Source organism: Bacillus sp. JHAA, assembly GCF_036961585.1.
Classification (GTDB): Bacteria; Bacillota; Bacilli; order Bacillales; family Bacillaceae; genus Bacillus; species Bacillus velezensis.
On record NZ_JBAMDE010000013.1, the window covers coordinates 1 to 16,645 of the forward strand.

General features: G+C 47.3%; 20 protein-coding genes. 14 read left to right on the forward strand and 6 right to left on the reverse strand.

Going from position 1 to position 16,645, the window contains the following annotated elements:
* Positions 1 to 110 precede the first annotated feature (110 nt).
* Both V7728_RS19785 and V7728_RS19790 read right to left on the reverse strand, forming a co-directional pair.
* A complete protein-coding gene (locus V7728_RS19785; RefSeq protein ID WP_099566476.1) occupies positions 111 to 506 on the reverse strand; it encodes an immunity 22 family protein in 396 nt (131 codons plus the stop codon).
* Between the two features lie 12 nt (positions 507 to 518).
* Entirely contained in the window at positions 519 to 2,408 is a 1,890-nt protein-coding gene (locus tag V7728_RS19790; RefSeq protein WP_099566477.1) for a ribonuclease YeeF family protein, read from the reverse strand.
* A gap of 298 nt (positions 2,409 to 2,706) precedes the next feature.
* Between V7728_RS19790 and V7728_RS19795 the strand changes: the two genes are divergently transcribed.
* The 8 genes from V7728_RS19795 (at position 2,707) to V7728_RS19835 (ending at position 6,865) form a co-directional block, all read left to right on the forward strand.
* A complete protein-coding gene (locus V7728_RS19795) occupies positions 2,707 to 3,426 on the forward strand; it encodes a YebC/PmpR family DNA-binding transcriptional regulator (protein ID WP_003155709.1) in 720 nt (239 codons plus the stop codon).
* A 181-nt stretch (positions 3,427 to 3,607) separates the two neighbouring features.
* Positions 3,608 to 3,904, forward strand: coding sequence for a hypothetical protein (locus tag V7728_RS20555; protein WP_025284388.1), 297 nt, complete (start codon positions 3,608 to 3,610; stop codon positions 3,902 to 3,904).
* Between the two features lie 148 nt (positions 3,905 to 4,052).
* Positions 4,053 to 4,301 (forward strand): spore coat-associated protein CotJA, encoded by a 249-nt coding sequence (gene cotJA, locus V7728_RS19810; protein WP_007408933.1) that lies wholly within the window; start codon positions 4,053 to 4,055, stop codon positions 4,299 to 4,301.
* The gene (gene cotJB / locus V7728_RS19815; protein WP_007408934.1) at positions 4,285 to 4,548 is read left to right on the forward strand and encodes a spore coat protein CotJB; all 264 of its coding nucleotides are present in this window, start codon (positions 4,285 to 4,287) and stop codon (positions 4,546 to 4,548) included. The genes cotJA and cotJB overlap by 17 nt, the downstream gene beginning before the upstream one ends.
* Before the next feature lie 14 nt (positions 4,549 to 4,562).
* Positions 4,563 to 5,132, forward strand: coding sequence for a spore coat protein CotJC (gene cotJC, locus V7728_RS19820; protein WP_003155700.1), 570 nt, complete (start codon positions 4,563 to 4,565; stop codon positions 5,130 to 5,132).
* A gap of 88 nt (positions 5,133 to 5,220) precedes the next feature.
* Positions 5,221 to 5,754: a GNAT family N-acetyltransferase gene (locus tag V7728_RS19825; RefSeq protein WP_032867554.1), complete on the forward strand. Its 534-nt coding sequence runs from the start codon at positions 5,221 to 5,223 to the stop codon at positions 5,752 to 5,754.
* 28 nt (positions 5,755 to 5,782) lie between these two features.
* The gene (locus tag V7728_RS19830) at positions 5,783 to 6,061 is read left to right on the forward strand and encodes a YesK-like family protein (protein ID WP_012117023.1); all 279 of its coding nucleotides are present in this window, start codon (positions 5,783 to 5,785) and stop codon (positions 6,059 to 6,061) included.
* Between the two features lie 114 nt (positions 6,062 to 6,175).
* Positions 6,176 to 6,865 carry a YetF domain-containing protein gene (locus tag V7728_RS19835; RefSeq protein ID WP_012117024.1) on the forward strand — a complete coding sequence of 230 codons (690 nt, stop codon included), beginning with the start codon at positions 6,176 to 6,178 and terminating at the stop codon, positions 6,863 to 6,865.
* A 32-nt stretch (positions 6,866 to 6,897) separates the two neighbouring features.
* Here the strand turns inward: V7728_RS19835 and hmoA are convergent, their stop codons facing one another.
* Both hmoA and V7728_RS19845 read right to left on the reverse strand, forming a co-directional pair.
* On the reverse strand, positions 6,898 to 7,224 hold the full coding sequence (gene hmoA / locus V7728_RS19840; RefSeq protein ID WP_003155696.1) for a heme-degrading oxygenase HmoA: 327 nt from the start codon (positions 7,222 to 7,224) through the stop codon (positions 6,898 to 6,900).
* Between the two features lie 84 nt (positions 7,225 to 7,308).
* Positions 7,309 to 7,671 carry a VOC family protein gene (locus tag V7728_RS19845; protein WP_007408938.1) on the reverse strand — a complete coding sequence of 121 codons (363 nt, stop codon included), beginning with the start codon at positions 7,669 to 7,671 and terminating at the stop codon, positions 7,309 to 7,311.
* 161 nt (positions 7,672 to 7,832) lie between these two features.
* Here V7728_RS19845 and V7728_RS19850 point away from each other — a divergent pair, with 161 nt between their 5' ends.
* From V7728_RS19850 to V7728_RS19865, 4 genes are all read left to right on the forward strand, one after another.
* Entirely contained in the window at positions 7,833 to 8,699 is an 867-nt protein-coding gene (locus tag V7728_RS19850; protein ID WP_007408939.1) for an STAS domain-containing protein, read from the forward strand.
* 314 nt (positions 8,700 to 9,013) lie between these two features.
* Positions 9,014 to 9,187 (forward strand): YezD family protein, encoded by a 174-nt coding sequence (locus V7728_RS19855; protein WP_003155693.1) that lies wholly within the window; start codon positions 9,014 to 9,016, stop codon positions 9,185 to 9,187.
* Positions 9,188 to 9,216: 29 nt separating this feature from the next.
* Complete coding sequence (locus V7728_RS19860) at positions 9,217 to 9,519, forward strand: hypothetical protein (RefSeq protein ID WP_043021004.1); 303 nt, start codon at positions 9,217 to 9,219, stop codon at positions 9,517 to 9,519.
* Positions 9,520 to 9,610: 91 nt separating this feature from the next.
* Entirely contained in the window at positions 9,611 to 10,255 is a 645-nt protein-coding gene (locus V7728_RS19865) for a Bax inhibitor-1/YccA family protein (protein WP_098081139.1), read from the forward strand.
* 38 nt (positions 10,256 to 10,293) lie between these two features.
* Here V7728_RS19865 and V7728_RS19870 read toward each other — a convergent pair whose 3' ends face one another.
* Positions 10,294 to 10,806, reverse strand: a complete 513-nt coding sequence (locus V7728_RS19870) for a MarR family winged helix-turn-helix transcriptional regulator (protein ID WP_098081141.1) — start codon at positions 10,804 to 10,806, stop codon at positions 10,294 to 10,296.
* Between the two features lie 149 nt (positions 10,807 to 10,955).
* On the opposite strand from V7728_RS19870, the gene V7728_RS19875 reads away from it, so the two are divergent.
* Entirely contained in the window at positions 10,956 to 12,077 is a 1,122-nt protein-coding gene (locus tag V7728_RS19875; protein WP_099566478.1) for an FAD-dependent oxidoreductase, read from the forward strand.
* 36 nt (positions 12,078 to 12,113) lie between these two features.
* Here the strand turns inward: V7728_RS19875 and V7728_RS19880 are convergent, their stop codons facing one another.
* Positions 12,114 to 13,184, reverse strand: a complete 1,071-nt coding sequence (locus tag V7728_RS19880) for a DUF3900 domain-containing protein (RefSeq protein ID WP_007609950.1) — start codon at positions 13,182 to 13,184, stop codon at positions 12,114 to 12,116.
* Between the two features lie 164 nt (positions 13,185 to 13,348).
* On the opposite strand from V7728_RS19880, the gene V7728_RS19885 reads away from it, so the two are divergent.
* Positions 13,349 to 16,531, forward strand: coding sequence for a bifunctional cytochrome P450/NADPH--P450 reductase (locus tag V7728_RS19885; RefSeq protein ID WP_099566479.1), 3,183 nt, complete (start codon positions 13,349 to 13,351; stop codon positions 16,529 to 16,531).
* Positions 16,532 to 16,645: the final 114 nt, after the last annotated feature.

The following is a 16,645-nucleotide window of genomic DNA, read 5'->3' on the forward strand; positions in this document are numbered from 1 at the left end:
CTAGTCATCCTACTTTTTATCTTCTTCCAAGTAGTATAAATAACCATCTCATATAATCACTACATTATGAAAACGTAATTCTGAATTATACTTTATTATGATTTTTTCTTTTAAACATAGGAAACTGCACCAATAAATTTAAATGAATAGTTTTTTGCAGTTATTTCTTTCTCCCTGCCGTCATATTCAAAATTATATAAAAGAACAGCAGCATTGATTTGATCAGGGAGTGTGGTACCTACTATGTCTTCGAAACGAGGTAAGATGACACTATCGTATGAACAGCCGTCAATTAGTGCAGGTAAATTGTTACGATTATTTTCATGTGCAACTTTTTCTATAAAATCTTCATCTAAATCATCGATATCTATATCAAAGTCAATTAAAAATTGGGAAGGAAGAAAATCACCCTCATCTTCATTGTAAACTAATTCAACATATTTACCTAATGATTCATTATCCTTTATACTTCCGATCCACAATGATACGTAATTTTGACGTTCCATATAAACCTCCTATTATTTAATCCTCAATCCTTTTGGCAGGGCTTCCACTCCACCTTTAAGTCTATAGTTTGCCCAATTATTCAACCTTCGGACAAATATATTATAGTTTAGAGATGAATCAATAATTCCCAGCAATTCATTATGGGCAGCTGTAGAGCCCAATCCCCCGTGTTTACCAACAGGATTTACGAACTCAACTTCGTTTATGGCAGTTCTTAAATCTCTTATTTGTTCCGCTGTAATATTCCAATGTTTAAAGGTAGGAGCTCGGGAAACTAAATGCCATTCGTGCATTCCACCGGGTGCTCTTAGTTGTCTTTCAATTGCTCTTCTAACTCTTTTATCTGCCCAAAGTTCATCAAGTTGTTTTGTGGTTAATGAGTTGAACCAATTATTAAATTCACCACTTTTTACTGTAGGAACTATTGTTTTTCTAGGTTTCTTTACATTCTGGGTTTTTATTATCTCAGTTTCTTGTAAAGCTTTCGACTTCTGTCCTTCAATCTCTTTCTTCAAAAGCGGTGTATTTTTCACATTATGCGTATTCTCAATATCCTGGACAATTCCTGCAAAAGCTGGTTGATTTCCTTTTGATAATGAATTGGTGAAATCTTTAGTTTTCTGGATACCTGTCTTCACATGTTTTGCAGCTGCTTTTTCTCCAGCTTCCAAGACGTTATCCACTTTGGCGGCGCCTGTTTTTGCGAGCTTGCTTGTTACTTTTACAGCTGAACCGGAACCTTTGAGTCCCACAATGCTCCCGATGGCGTAGGTGATGTAATGTGATCTTGAATACGCATCCCCGTTAACCATTTTATCATTCCACGAATCCGCCAGGTTTGTCCATATGATTTTTGCGTAGGAGGGCGTGTTCAATACAGCTGATATGGTTTTAGCGACTTTTTGTTCATCAGAGAGATGGTAAAAATCCCATGCGCCGACAGCGAGATCTTTGACGCCGGTTATGGTGTCTTTCCCGACATCATAAAGGCCGACGCCTATTCCTTTAACGATATCCCAAGCCGTTTCTCCGACTTCTTCTAGCTGTTTTGCTTGTTCAAGCTGCATCACATATCCCACCTGAGCGGGTTCAAGGTTTTCATAGCCGATTTTCTTCGCGATTTCTAAGTATTCATCCGGGTCGGTTACACCATCAGCCAGCTTTTTCTTCAGATCCTTGATTTCACGCTCTTTCGCTTCTTCCTTTTTAATCGTCAAATAAGCATCCGAGTGCCTTGCGATATCGCCTTTTTTCTTATGAATATCACTTTCACGGTACGCTTTGGCGTTGTAGTGAAGCGGCGTGGCGCTTTTTCCTTTGCCTGTGGCGTTTTGAAGCTGCTGAAAGTCGGCTTGGATGAAATGTTCGTTCGCTTCGGTTTCTGTGTATTCCTTCGTTAGATCGTGATCAAGCTTCCCGAGCTTATGTATGGTTTCGCTTCTTTTTTTGTCAGCTGAAGAAAGCTTCTGATCTGTGCTTTCGGTTGAAAACAGATCAAGCGAGATGATGTCTTCGATCTCTCTGAGGATGGACCCCATGTCCTTTTTTTGCCCTTCCATAATTGCCTTTGATTTACTGAGGGCGTGGGTGAGCTCATGCTCCAGAAATGATTCCTCCACATGCGAATTGAAAAGTCCGGCGTCTTCGACCTTGCCGGGAAGGCTTGTGAGAAATGCGATTTTCATGTCGATCAGATCAAGCCAGCTGTCTGTGACGCCGGCGTGATCCTTAAAAAAAGCTTTGATGTTGTCAGCGCCCCGGCCTGAAAAGTCGCTGTCACCGAGGTCAGCCATACCTTGAAACGCTTTTTTTAGATTGACCATCTGACCGCGCAGTTTTTTATATTCACCCGCGCGCTGTTTGGCGGCGGCGAGGAGGGTGGTTGCTTCGAAAACTTTCATGACCATATCCTTTCTTTTGTTCGATATCAAAATTTTACCACGTGAGTCAGGATATACAGTGTAGGAAATAGGTAATAAGAATAAAATGAATCTTTTGGCTTGCGACTTCCTTCCTGTATGAAGGGAGGCTTTTTATGTTTTGTATAATAACCCTCACATTCGGCTTACTGCGCTCCGGTGATTTTAAGCGTGCCTGTTTTTTCTAATGTCTTACACTCGAAACAACCCAACCGCTGAGGTATAATAGAAGCAGAGTATTTATCATACAGATTCAATTCGTGAAAGAGAGTGGAACAAAATGGGCCGTAAGTGGAACAATATTAAAGAAAAGAAAGCATCAAAGGACGCAAATACGAGCCGGATTTACGCGAAGTTCGGCCGTGAGATTTATGTGGCGGCAAAACAAGGCGAGCCAGATCCGGAATCGAACCAGGCGTTAAAAGTGGTGCTTGAGCGTGCGAAGACGTACAGCGTGCCGAAAAATATTATTGAGCGTGCGATTGAAAAGGCGAAAGGCGGCGCGGAGGAGAACTTTGACGAGCTGCGTTACGAAGGTTTCGGGCCGAACGGTTCAATGATCATCGTTGATGCGTTAACGAATAATGTAAACCGCACGGCGCCTGAAGTGCGCGCCGCATTCGGGAAAAACGGCGGAAATATGGGTGTGAGCGGGTCTGTCGCTTACATGTTCGATGCGACTGCCGTTATCGGCGTTGAAGGCAAGACGGCGGATGAAGCGCTGGAATTGCTGATGGAAGCTGATGTGGACGTTCGCGATATTTTAGAAGAGGATGACAGTGTGATCGTGTATGCCGAGCCTGACCAATTCCATGCCGTGCAGGAGGCATTCAAAAATGCCGGCGTTGAAGAGTTCACCGTTGCGGAGCTGACGATGCTTGCGCAAAATGAAGTCGAGCTTCCGGAAGATGCGAAAGCTCAATTTGAAAAGCTGATCGATGTGCTGGAAGACCTCGAAGACGTACAGCAGGTTTATCACAATGTAGATTTAGGCGAATAAAGACAAAAAGGCCGGGGCGGCATAAGTTCCGGCCTTTTTATTTTGCTTAAGCGGTCGGCCTGTATCGTATTTTTCTCCGTAAGCAATTATTGATTATTTCGCCAAAACTGGGCGGATGCCCATACGTTTCCTTCCGGATGTCATAAACTGGACTGTAACCTATGTGAAGGAGCGATAAATCATGAATGAAAGAAGACCGATTTACGGCGGAGGCTTTGGCGGCGGCTATGGAGGCTTCGGAGGCTACCCGGGGTACGGTTTTGGCGGCTACGGCGGCTACGGAGGATATCCAGGATACGGTTTCGGCGGAGGCTACGGATACCCGGGATACGGTTTTGGCGGTTACGGCGGTTTTGGCGGCTACGGCGGCTACGGAGGCTTCGGGGGATATCCGGGGTACGGTTTTGGCGGCTATGGCGGAGGCTACGGCGGCTACCCGTTCCATCATCATCATCATCGGGAAAGCCAATATATCTGACCATTCGGGAAAAAGCACTCTTGGAACAGCAAGAGTGTTTTTTTGTGACCGTTTCTAAGCGCTGGCTTTTCTTATTTTCTTACAGGGCATAAATGCCGATACGGATTCATACCTATTAAGGTCATGTGTTTAGGAAAGGAGGATCGTAATGAAAGAAAATCAGCCGTTTACACCGGTCAAATCCTATAAACCCTTCCACAGCCGGTTTGATCCCTGCCCGCCGATCGGAAGAAAATACTTCAGAACGCCGCCGCATCTTTATATGCGGTTTCAGCCGTATCACTTGGAGCAGTTTTCTCCGATGGAGGCATTGAGAAAAGGGACCCTTTGGAAGGATCTTTACGATTTCTATGATAATCCTTATCGGGGGGGAATCGAATATGGCGAAAAAGATTGATGATGAATATTATCGGCTGCTGGAGCAAATTCAGGCGGCGGACTTTGTCTTGGTGGAGCTGACGCTTTATCTGGATACGCATCCCCATGACCGTCTCGCGCTTCAGCAGTTTCATGAATATTCCCGGTACTCAAGACAGCTGAGAAAGCGGTTTGAGCCTGAGTACGGACCGCTTCTGCAATTCGGCGTGAGTCAGGTCGGCGCTCAATGGGACTGGGGCCGCGGTCCTTGGCCATGGCAAGTATAAGGAGGGATCTGTAAATGTGGGTATATGAAAAAAAGCTGCAGTATCCGGTTAAAGTCAGTACATGCAACCCGATGCTGGCTAAGTTTCTCATTGAACAATACGGCGGGGCGGACGGCGAATTGGCCGCAGCGCTCCGGTACTTAAACCAGCGCTACACGATTCCTGACAAGGTGATCGGCCTGCTGACGGATATCGGCACGGAGGAGTTTGCGCATTTAGAAATGATTGCGACGATGATTTATAAGCTGACAAAAGATGCGACCCCGGAGCAGCTGCGTGATGCAGGGCTCAGTGATCATTACGTCAACCATGACAGCGCGCTGTTTTATCACAATGCGGCCGGAGTTCCGTTCACAGCGTCTTACATACAGGCGAAGGGAGATCCGATCGCTGATTTATATGAGGATATTGCGGCTGAAGAAAAGGCGAGAGCGACGTATCAATGGATTATTGATATTTCCGATGATCCTGACCTGAATGATTCACTCCGTTTTCTGCGTGAGCGTGAAATCGTCCACTCTATGCGTTTCAGGGAAGCGGTTGAGATTTTAAAAGAAGAACGTGATAAGAAGAAAATTTTTTAAACGGCCCTCAAACACGACGGCTGTTTTTTTCCTTTCTGCGTTTGGTCTATAATAAAGGTGTCGAATATTCTGATTACAGGAGGATTTTATGACACCTTTTACGATCACGGAGGAGAAGGCGGGGGCATTCCGGGTCACCCCCGCCCGGAAAGATGATGCAAAAGAGGTCATGGATCTGCTCGTGCAAGCGGCAGAATGGCTTCGCGATAAAGGATCGAACCAGTGGAGCGGCCTTCTGCAAGGGGAAGATACCCACAATATGCGGGAGGCGATCGCCCAAGGGTGTGTTTTTTTATTCAGGCAGAATGAAGAGCTGGCCGGCGTCGTCATGCTGCTTCCCGAAGCAAGCGGGTGGGACAGACGTCTTTGGGGCGATGAAGGACATGAGGAGTCCGTATATCTCCACCGGCTGGCGATTGACAGGCGGTTTGCAGGGGCGGGGCTCGGCCGGACAATCATGACTTGGGCGGAGACGGGTGTGTCTTGTCCGGGAAAAACGAAAATCCGGCTCGATTGCGTGTCCGAAAACAAGGCGCTTCAGTCGTTTTACAGCGGAATGGGGTACGAACCAAAAGGATCCGCGCCGGGTTATCATTTGTTTGAAAAAAAGGTGAGTAAATAAAAAGCTTCTCATGACGGAGGTAAAAGACATGGGGTTTTTTTATCTGATCTGTCTGGCCGCATTTTGTCTTAACTTTGCCGTATCGGCTGTGCTCCGCAAGAAATGGCCGAAAAAGATGTGGCCTGAGTGCCTTTTGGCGGTGCTGGGCCTGACTGCTTTCGGTACGGTTGTTTACAGCATTTTCGGTGTCGGCGGCTGGGAAGGAATGGGCTTGGGGCTTGCCGCGATGTTTGCGGGTTCCGGAGCGGCCGCCGGTTATGCCGCTGAGGTGTGCTTACGGGTCGTCAGATCGAATCGAAAACAGTAAGCAGAAGTGAAAAAACGCGGCCTCGGCTGCGTTTTTTTTGTGTGTTGCCGGCCGCTGTATAGAAAACAGGCGAATGTCCATAATGGTAATGACTTTTAAGAAGAAGGTGCGAATATGGGACATTTACTTACAGTGGCTTGGGAGTTAGTATGCGGTTTGGGTATTTTATTTGTGATTTTAAAATTGCTTGGAAAAACTCAATTCTCGCAAATTACGCCGTTTGATTTTATTTCCGCGCTCATCCTCGGCGAACTGGTCGGAAATGCGGTGTATGATAAAGGCGTCAGGATTTTTGAAATCATTTTTGCCTCTCTGTTATGGGGGATTTTAATTTATCTCATCGAACTGATTACGCAGAAAGTAAAAAGCTCCAGAAAGCTGTTGGAAGGCGAGCCGAGTATTATCATACATAAAGGAAAACTGAAATATGATGTGCTGAAAAAGAATAAGCTGGACATTAATCAATTGCAAAGCCTTCTCAGACAGGCGAATTGCTTTTCCATACAGGAAGCGGAGTACGCGATTTTAGAAACAAACGGGATGGTCAGCGTCCTGCCGAAATTTCAATATGACACGACGAAAAACGGCGACATGCAAATAAAGCCGAAGCAGGTCTCTTTGCCGGTCACGCTGATTATTGACGGCGAAGTGCTGTATGAAAATCTGAAAGAAGCCGGGCTGGAAGAAAAGCAGCTGAATCAGGAGCTGAAAAAGCTGAACATCAAAAAAACGGAGGACGTGTTGTATGCGGAATGGAAGCCCGATAAACCGCTGTTTGTCCTGCCGTATGAGGAGAAAAAATAAAAAGAGCATTGCCCTGGGGCAAATGCTCTTTATTATTTTTCGTGTACGCCTGTTTTAACGGCTCTGACATGATACATACCGACATCCGTCCCAAGCATATAATCAGGTTTCGGCTTGCCTTGGTTTGCTTTGTGGGCCGCGATGTGGTCTTCGCTTTTTTCCCATTGTTTCCAATGGTCTTCAGACTCCCAGCGGATTAACACGACGACTTCTTCATCACCGCGGCGGACTTTTTTTTCCAGGACCGTTACGTCTATCAAACCTTCCTGCTTTTCAATCACGCCTTCTGAACTGAAGCGTTCGATTACTTTGTCGGCATGTCCTTCTTTTACGGTCATTTTTCTGATTTGCACAAACATCTGGCAGCTCTCCAATCCTTTTCACGCTTTATCCAACATTTTAAATGAAAATAATTCTCAAAGTCAATTAAGGTGCATGACGGATTACGATTTCAGGAGAAAGACATGACCATCCTCATCTTTAAATTGCACGAAGCTGCCCCATTCCATTTGTTTCGGTTCATCTAAAAAGGTGATGCCGTTCTTTTTCATCTGTTCGTATGCGGCAAAGACATCTTCACACTCAAATACGATAGAAGCCTTCATATGCTCGGCCCCTTTCATCATCGATTTCGGATAAATAACCAAATGAGTGGCAGCTCCTTTGGGCGCAACCTCAAGCCAGAAGGCGCCCGGGCCCATCGGATGCTCGGCGACGGTTTCAAACCCCGCTTTTTCCGTCCAGAATGTTTTCGCTTTTTGCTGATCATCAGTGTATACGGCGACTGTCGCGATTTTTTTGATCATCATACTGACCTCCTGTTTCATTTCTTTTATAGTGTATCCTCCTGCCGAAAAAAGCAATCAAAAGCTTTAATGTGCAGGCTTTTTTTAATTTCTCTAGTACGATCGGCGATTCCGATTTATAATTTAGACAAAAGTACATATTCTTGAAAGAGGAGACGGCAGTGAACAAAGACCAATTACTTCATGATTATATTATTACACATTCGGCAGAGCTGACGGAAAAATGGCTCAAGCTGAGACGGAAGCTGAGAGGGCGTTTTTATTCTGCGGATCAATTAAGTGAGGAAATGAAACGGCTGCTGATCGAGCAGCATACCTTTACAAACACGGTCATCGCAAGCGCTTTTTTGGAAGATCCGGCCGTTTTTCAGCATAACAAAGAAAAATGGGCCGCACAGGTAGCGAAAAGCAGAGTGGAGCAAGACGCGGAGGTTCATGAGGTCGTTGAGGCGATCGGCAATTCAAGAACCGTCTTTTGGGAGGCGGTCACCCGTTTTATGGATGAGCATCAGGACATCGTAACAAACGAGGATGCCCGCCGCTGGAATCACCTTGTCAACGGCTCGTTTGATCAGCTGATGACGGATTTTACTGAACAGTTTCAGAAATTAATGATCGCGAGGCTGTCATCTCAGCAGGAGCTTATTTCCGAATTGAGCTGTCCGGTTATTTTGATCGCGGATACGATCGGCACTCTGCCGCTCATCGGATCGATTGATACGAGACGGGCGCGCGTGATTTTGGAGTCGGTGCCGGAAAACTGTGTCGCCAAACGGATCACAAATCTTGTGATTGATCTGTCCGGTGTGCCCATTGTCGATACGATGGTGGCGCAGCAATTGTATATGCTGTCGAAAACGTTATTTCTCCTCGGCATCAGAACCGTGTTTTCCGGCATTCGGCCTGATGTGGCACAGACTTCTATCCAATTGGGGCTTGATTTTTCAGAGTATCAAACTTACGGCTCCCTGGAGCAGGCGCTCGCCAGCATGGGTGTCACATGTGTGATCGAGGAAGCAAAAGCATAGAAAAAAGGTGCTCCGGCCAGAGGCGGAGCGCTTTTTTTTGTCAGCGGAAAACAATGTAAATATGTCGGAACGGAAGATTGCGTTCTTAAAAACAGCTATATGACGCCTTGGGAGTCGATTTCGGGATGACACGGTTTATATCAAAGCGAAGGAAGTGAAAGTTTTCGCAAAGAAAACATATCCAAAAATTGTGTAAATGTTATTGATTTCTGAATGAAAACATAATAGTATAATTATATATTTCTTATCAGAATAGTATGAATTAAAACACTCATTGTCAAAAGACGAACGGCCAGACATAAAGGGGGAGCATGATGACGTCCAAAGGAAACGTAGATCCGCATGTGATCGAAAAGATTATCAGCGCGCTGGAAACGCTCGATTTCGGGACAGTTCAGATTACGGTTCATAATTCCCAAGTGACACAAATTGATAAGGTGGAGAAATATCGATTTTCCCTGAAGAGCAAAGAAGTAAAACAATCTTAAAAAACAGCCAATGACAGGAGGCGGTACATATGAAGCATTCAACTGTTCCTTTCCGGGAGAGCCGGTATCTACACCTGCCCGAAGTGCGCTTTCTGCATTGGTGCACGAAGCAATACGGCATTAACAAAGGCGTGCTCAATACAATTGACGGCTGGTTTTATGATGCGGGCGTCATTCCGATTCCCGTCAGGCGTCTTTATGTGCTGGCATTCCTCGATTTTGCGAAAACGCCGGGGCAGAAGGGGAATATCCGATTCGGGCACGGCGGATTGACGAAAAAACTGCATGATTTCATGGATAGGCAGGAGTGCGCAGCAAAACGTCAGGCCTGACATCCTTAAAATCTTCTTAAAATCATGCGAATTTCTCCCATTTTATTTATAATAGACCTATCAAGATCATTTTTTTGGGAGGACTTTTGACATGCAAACTGCTGCTTATGAGAGCAAACAATCTATTATGCAGCGCATTATAACGGTATTTGTGTTTACACTTTTAGTTGCGACAATCGGCCTGTATACGGGCCAGTTCATTCCGCCGGCATTGATGCTGCCGCTGTCGGTCTTAGAGGTCGTCATGATCATCGCCGCATTTTGGCTGCGCCGAAAAAAAGCCGTCGGATATGTGTTTGTCTTTTCATTCGCTTTCATTTCCGGAATGACGCTGTTTCCGATTATCAGCCATTATGCGTCCGCAGCGGGGGCCTATGTCGTATTGGAGGCATTCGGTTCATCGTTTGTGATTTTTGCGGTGCTCGGCACGATCGGCGTTAAGACGAAAAAGGACTTGTCGTTTTTATGGTCCTTCTTGCTTGTCGCTGTCATCGCGCTTCTCGCAGTGGGGATCTTTAATATTTTCAGCCCGCTGAATTCCGCCGCCATGATGGCGTATTCCGTCATCGGGACGATTGTGTTTTCAATGTACATCTTATACGATCTGAACCAGATCAAGCACCGGGACATCACGGCTGACCTGATTCCTTTGATGGCATTGACGCTTTATATCGACTTTATTAACCTGTTTATCAACCTGCTACGGTTTTTCGGAATTTTAAACAGTGATGATTAACCGCGCGAAAAAGGCGCCCTGTTGAGAGGGGCGCCTTTTTATGTTCTGCCGCCGGAAAACAGCAGAAGCTTATCAAATAATACTTCAAGCATTTTTGTCAATTCCGCTTTTTGTTCAGCGGTGAAGCTTTCCATGACTCCTGAAATATTGGAGAAGTGGCCGGGAAGAAACAGCATCAGCTTTTCTTTTCCTTCTTTTGTGAGTTCGATGCTGATTTTTCGTCTGTCGCCGGTATGCCGGCTGCGGTTTACAAAGCCGTCCCGTGCGAGTCCGTCGATCAATCCGGTGATGGTCGCTTTGGTGACATTGGAATTTTTCGCCAGCTCCGTCGGACTCAGGCTGTGTCCGGGTGCGTCAAACAGAAACATCAAAATTTTGAATTTCCCTTCGGACAATCCGTGACTTGAGAAATAATGCTCCATGACCTGATTCATTTTTTTAGACATATCAAATAACGTCAAAAATGTTTTCAATGATTCAGCATCCATATCGGCGTAAATCTCAGCGTGTCCGGCAATCTGCGAGTAATCCGGCAAATGTCTCAACTCCATTTTGTAAGCCTCCGTACCATTTTAGTGATTCAAAGTATAAGCTTGCCGGATTCAAAAGGCAACCTATAAAGATTGACAGTTTTTCAGCTTATATAGTAAGGTGGCTAATAGTTAATGAATGATAAATAAATAGAGAAGGCGGTATCGTGATGAACCATGAAGTGAAAAAGATCATCATAGCGGGCGGAGGGATCGGCGGCCTGTCCGCAGCGATTTCTCTCGGCAGAGCGGGTTTTGAAGTGACCCTTTGCGAGGCGGCGTCCGACATGCGAAAAAGCGGAGCGGGCATTCTCCAGCCCCAAAATGCGCTGCGGGTGCTGCGGGAAATCGGTGTGTATGATGAATGCTGTCAACACGGCTTTCAAACGGAATGGCTGAAGCAGCATGATGAAAACGGAACGCTGCAGTTTAAAGTGAGTGAGGCGTTTTTAGATGATTCATTGCCGGGGCGGAATAATATATTGCGGCAAACGTTAAACGATATCCTCAAAAAACATGCTGAAGCGGCGGGGGTCACGATTCTGCCCGGTAAAAAAGTCGTGTCTTACGAAGAAACAGCAGATGAAATAACGGTGCATTGTGCAGACGGAACCGCGATGACGGCTGACATCCTCGCCGGCTTTGACGGCATTCGCTCCGCTGTCCGCGATCAAATGCTGCAAAGAGAAGTGAAAACAGAGTATCTCGGCATGGGAGCGCACAGATTTTACATTTCTTTTCCCGAGCCGATATTTCATGATTCGACACTGATGTATAAAAAAGGGCAGACGCAGGTCGGAGTCGTGCCGCTCTCTGAAAAAACAGGATACGTATTTATCATCCGGCCGTATGACGCTGACTTCAGGGATGACGAGGACACGCGTTTTGAACGGGTGAAAGACTTGCTGCGCGGAATTCCGGGAGTAAAGTTTGTGACAGAGAATATGTCAAAGGAATATCCCGTTTTGTTTCATAAGATTGAGCAGATGGCGGTCAAAGAACCGTGGCACAGAGGCCGCGTCGTTCTGGGCGGGGATGCCGTCCATGCAGGAGCGCCGACATTGGCCCAGGGAGCGGCGATGGCGATTGAAGACGCGATTGTGCTTAGTGAAGAACTGCAAAAACACGAAAACCATGAAACTGCATGTCAAGCATACTTCGAAAGACGGGCGGAGCGGGCATTACAGGTGCAGAATCTCTCATCTGAAATCGTCCGCCGCGAGATAAAGGGAACGCCCGGCGTCCAGGACATCATGAGGGAATGCTATCGATTGCTCAAAGAGCCTTATTAAATAAAGAAAGTCCAGAACATGGCGTCTGGACTTTTGTCAGTCTTGTTCAGATTTATTCCGTATCCGTTCAATTACCTCATGCAGCCCCTCAGGCTTGTGAAACTCCACCGGCGAACTGCCTTTTTCAAACGAGATCGTCTCCGCCTCAATGAGCGCGACATAGCGCCCGTTCACTTTTGCGAGATGGATGGATTCGCCGAAATCAGCCAGTAATCCTTTAATCTCTGTTTCTCCGACTTTCATTTTCAGCTCGGCTTCCGGCGTGTGTTCAATGATCTGCGCGGATGCCTCGATGACTTGATGAGTGTCGAGGCGCTCCTGAATTTCCCGCTTTTCACTCGCTTCCCAAATTTCAATGTCGTGCTCAAACTGCTGAAGCTCTTCGCTGTTTTCTTCAAACGTTTCATACACGTGTTCCTGCACCATGTTCATGACTTGGCTTTTCATGATTTCCGGCATCGATTCGCCGTATTCGACAAATTTGAGAAAATCTTCGAAATAACGGGCGTGCGAGGCCTGGTGGATTTTCAGCTCATGCTCTTCCGTCATGCCTTCTTCCGGCATATACGGATATTGAATGCTTTTCATGTTTTTTGTCGTGATGGCCATTTCGACCTTTTTAATGAGAGACGAGGCGTCTGAGATGCGGGCGACCTTCGGCTCGAAATCGCATTTCATCATAAAGACGAATTTGTCTTCAAAATACTTGCGCGGAACGGCCGATGCCACGATAAAAACACCGCCGCGCACAGCGCTCGTGTCAAGGTAAGTGCGGACGAACTGCTCGCTTGCTTCGATAAATGCTTCCTTCGTATCCGCAAGTCTGGCGCGGTTGAAAAGGTTGTAATTCGGATTTGAATCAAGCTCATGGCCCGGCTCCGTGATAAAATGGCCGATTTTTGTTGGGACTTGCTCGGATTGCGGATGCCGTTCGGCTTTCCGTTTGACGATTTTCTTCAATTCCCCGTCAAGAAAATCCTTCAGCTCGCTTTCTTCAAATTCTTCCGTGTCAAGGGTCTGGAAATGTTTGAACTGTTTGTTTGCCTGTTCATCTTTTCCTTCCACTTGAATGACATAAAACGATAAAAACTTGATTTCAAAATCCATATGTGAACTCACCTTATTTCTGTATTTGACAAGCCTCTCCAGTATAGAAAAAACCGTTATCGATCGTCAATCCGATGATTGATCCGTGACGGCGGATAATCGGCCGGTGAAAAGGGCAATGTAGTTGGAAGGAACGCATCAATGTGTTAGAAAGGGTGTTATTCATGAAGGAAACAGGTCCGATTCCGCAGCCGAAGACATTCGGCCCGCTCGGCAATCTTCCTTTGCTTGATAAAGACAAGCCTACAATGTCGCTGATCAAACTGGCAAACGAGCAGGGGCCTATTTTTCAGCTGCATACCCCGGCGGGCGCCATTATCGTCGTGTCCGGCCATGAACTGGTGAAAGAGGTTTGTGATGAAGAACGGTTCGATAAAAGCATTGAAGGAGCTTTGGAGAAAGTCCGGGCGTTTTCCGGTGACGGGCTGTTTACAAGCTGGACGCATGAGCCTAACTGGCGAAAGGCGCATAATATTCTGATGCCGACCTTCAGCCAGCGCGCGATGAAAGATTATCATTCGATGATGACTGATATCGCGGTGCAGCTGATTCAAAAATGGGCTAGGCTCAACCCGGATGAGGCCGTTGATGTGCCTGCTGATATGACCCGCCTGACGCTCGATACGATCGGGCTTTGCGGCTTTAACTATCGGTTTAACAGCTATTACAGGGAAACGCCTCATCCGTTTATCAACAGCATGGTGCGCGCCCTTGATGAAGCGATGCACCAAATGCAGCGCCTTGATGTTCAGGATAAGCTTATGATCAGGACGAAGCGCCAATTTCATCATGACATTCAGGCGATGTTTTCGTTAGTAGACAGTATTATCGCAGAGCGCCGGTCAGGCGGCCGGGATGAAAAGGATCTGCTGGCCAGAATGCTGAATGTGGAAGACCCGGAAACGGGCGAAAAACTTGATGATGAAAATATCCGGTTTCAAATCATCACGTTTTTAATTGCCGGCCATGAAACGACAAGCGGCCTGCTTTCCTTTGCCATCTACTTTCTGCTGAAACATCCCCGTGTTTTGGAAAAAGCCTATGAAGAAGCCGATCGGGTTTTGACCGATCCCGTTCCTTCATATAAACAAGTGCTGGATCTGACTTATATCCGAATGATTTTGCAGGAGTCATTGCGTTTATGGCCGACCGCGCCTGCGTTCAGCCTTTATGCGAAAGAGGATACGGTGATCGGCGGGAAATATCCGATCACGCCGAAAGACAGAATTTCCGTCTTAATTCCCCAGCTTCACCGTGATAAAGACGCGTGGGGAGACAATGCGGAGGAATTTTATCCGGAGCGGTTTGAACATCCTGATCAAGTGCCTCACCATGCGTATAAGCCGTTCGGAAACGGTCAGAGGGCGTGTATCGGTATGCAGTTCGCCCTGCATGAAGCAACTCTTGTTCTGGGGATGATTCTGCAGCATTTTACCTTTATCGATCACACCGATTATGAGCTCGATATTAAACAGACACTGACGATCAAGCCCGGCGACTTTCATATCCGGGTGCGGCCGAGAAACAAAGGAGCCGTTGCGGCAGCTCTCCCGGCGGCTGAAAAAACGGCGGGAGACGTCGAAAAAGAAAAACGGGAAACAAAAGGCGCATCCATTATCGGGCTTGATAACCGACCGCTTCTGATTCTGTACGGCTCAGATACGGGAACCGCAGAAGGCGTGGCGCGGGAGCTTGCCGATACTGCCGGGATGCACGGCGTCCGGACTGAAACGGCGCCTTTGAATGACCGGATCGGAAAACTGCCGAAAGAAGGAGCTCTCTTGATCATTACGTCCTCTTATAACGGAAAGCCTCCGAGCAACGCGGGACAATTCGTTCAATGGCTTGAAGAAGTCAAACCCGGGGAATTGGAAGGCGTCCGATATGCCGTCTTCGGCTGCGGTGATCATAACTGGGCGGCGACATATCAGGCTGTGCCGAGACTGATTGATGAGAAGCTTGCCGAAAAAGGGGCGGAACGCTTTTCCTCCCGAGGTGAAGGGGACGTCAGCGGCGATTTTGAAGGAAAGCTTGATGAATGGAAAAAAAGCATGTGGACGGACGCCATGAAGGCATTCGGTCTCAAGCTGAATGAAAATGCCGAAAAAGAGCGGAGTGCGCTGGGCCTTCAATTTGTCAGCGGGCTTGGCGGGTCTCCTTTGGCACAGACGTATGAAGCGGTTTACGCATCCGTTGCGGAAAACAGGGAACTTCAGGCGCCGGAAAGCGGCCGGAGCACAAGGCATATCGAAATCACTCTGCCGAAAGAGGCTGCCTATCATGAAGGGGATCATCTCGGCGTGCTGCCGGTAAACAGCAAAGAGCAGGTCAGCCGTGTTCTCCGCCGGTTCAATCTGAACGGGAATGATCAAGTGCTGCTGACAGCCAGCGGACAGAGCGCGGCTCATCTCCCGCTCGATCGGCCGGTCAGGCTGCATGATCTTCTGAGCAGCTGTGTCGAATTGCAGGAAGCGGCATCAAGGGCTCAAATCCGGGAAATGGCCGCTTATACGGTCTGCCCGCCGCACAAACGGGAATTGGAAGATTTTCTTGAGGAGGGCGTCTATCAGGAGCAAATCTTAACATCGCGCGTCTCGATGCTCGATCTCCTTGAAAAATATGAAGCGTGTGAACTTCCGTTTGAGCGATTTCTGGAGCTTTTGCGCCCGTTGAAGCCGCGGTATTATTCGATTTCAAGTTCGCCCCGGAAACATCCCGGGCAGGCTTCAATTACCGTCGGCGTCGTTCGCGGCCCCGCCCGGAGCGGTTTGGGTGAGTATCGCGGAGTCGCTTCGAATTATTTAGCGGACCGCGGCCCTGAGGATGGTATCGTGATGTTTGTCCGCACTCCGGAAACACGATTCCGGCTGCCGGAAGATCCGGAAAAACCGATTATTATGGTCGGTCCCGGCACAGGAGTCGCCCCGTTCCGCGGGTTTCTGCAGGCCCGGGCGGCGTTAAAAAAAGAAGGAAAAGAGCTGGGGGAGGCTCATCTGTATTTCGGATGCAGAAACGATCATGATTTTATTTACCGTGACGAGCTTGAAGCTTATGAAAAAGACGGAATCGTGACGCTTCATACGGCTTTCTCCCGCAAAGAAGGCGTACCGAAAACGTATGTGCAGCACTTAATGGCGAAAGACGCCGGCGCTTTAATTTCCATCCTCGGCCGGGGAGGGCACCTCTACGTATGCGGCGACGGCAGCAAAATGGCGCCCGATGTAGAGGCAACGCTGCAAAAAGCGTATCAGTCGGTCCACGAAACAGACGAACGGCAAGCGCAAGAATGGCTTTTGGACCTCCAGACAAAAGGCATTTACGCAAAAGATGTTTGGGCGGGGATTTGACCGATTTGATGTAAAGGACTGGATGACTCCAGTCCTTTTTCCTTCAAGAAAATGAATTGCTTTCCAATCGATATACATTCGGTTTGTCAGCAATCTGAAGGCTTTGTTGGGAGA

Coding starts and splice junctions, on each gene's coding strand:
- V7728_RS19830 (WP_012117023.1), top strand. CDS start 5,783: ATGGGGTTTTTTTATCTGATCTGTCTGGCCGCATTTTGTCTTAACTTT.
- V7728_RS20555 (WP_025284388.1), top strand. CDS start 3,608: ATGAATGAAAGAAGACCGATTTACGGCGGAGGCTTTGGCGGCGGCTAT.
- cotJB (WP_007408934.1), top strand. CDS start 4,285: ATGGCGAAAAAGATTGATGATGAATATTATCGGCTGCTGGAGCAAATT.
- cotJA (WP_007408933.1), top strand. CDS start 4,053: ATGAAAGAAAATCAGCCGTTTACACCGGTCAAATCCTATAAACCCTTC.
- V7728_RS19865 (WP_098081139.1), top strand. CDS start 9,611: ATGCAAACTGCTGCTTATGAGAGCAAACAATCTATTATGCAGCGCATT.
- V7728_RS19825 (WP_032867554.1), top strand. CDS start 5,221: ATGACACCTTTTACGATCACGGAGGAGAAGGCGGGGGCATTCCGGGTC.
- V7728_RS19785 (WP_099566476.1), bottom strand. CDS start 506: ATGGAACGTCAAAATTACGTATCATTGTGGATCGGAAGTATAAAGGAT.
- V7728_RS19835 (WP_012117024.1), top strand. CDS start 6,176: ATGGGACATTTACTTACAGTGGCTTGGGAGTTAGTATGCGGTTTGGGT.
- V7728_RS19845 (WP_007408938.1), bottom strand. CDS start 7,671: ATGATCAAAAAAATCGCGACAGTCGCCGTATACACTGATGATCAGCAA.
- V7728_RS19880 (WP_007609950.1), bottom strand. CDS start 13,184: ATGGATTTTGAAATCAAGTTTTTATCGTTTTATGTCATTCAAGTGGAA.
- V7728_RS19790 (WP_099566477.1), bottom strand. CDS start 2,408: ATGAAAGTTTTCGAAGCAACCACCCTCCTCGCCGCCGCCAAACAGCGC.
- cotJC (WP_003155700.1), top strand. CDS start 4,563: ATGTGGGTATATGAAAAAAAGCTGCAGTATCCGGTTAAAGTCAGTACA.
- V7728_RS19885 (WP_099566479.1), top strand. CDS start 13,349: ATGAAGGAAACAGGTCCGATTCCGCAGCCGAAGACATTCGGCCCGCTC.
- V7728_RS19860 (WP_043021004.1), top strand. CDS start 9,217: ATGAAGCATTCAACTGTTCCTTTCCGGGAGAGCCGGTATCTACACCTG.
- hmoA (WP_003155696.1), bottom strand. CDS start 7,224: ATGTTTGTGCAAATCAGAAAAATGACCGTAAAAGAAGGACATGCCGAC.
- V7728_RS19855 (WP_003155693.1), top strand. CDS start 9,014: ATGACGTCCAAAGGAAACGTAGATCCGCATGTGATCGAAAAGATTATC.
- V7728_RS19870 (WP_098081141.1), bottom strand. CDS start 10,806: ATGGAGTTGAGACATTTGCCGGATTACTCGCAGATTGCCGGACACGCT.
- V7728_RS19795 (WP_003155709.1), top strand. CDS start 2,707: ATGGGCCGTAAGTGGAACAATATTAAAGAAAAGAAAGCATCAAAGGAC.
- V7728_RS19875 (WP_099566478.1), top strand. CDS start 10,956: ATGAACCATGAAGTGAAAAAGATCATCATAGCGGGCGGAGGGATCGGC.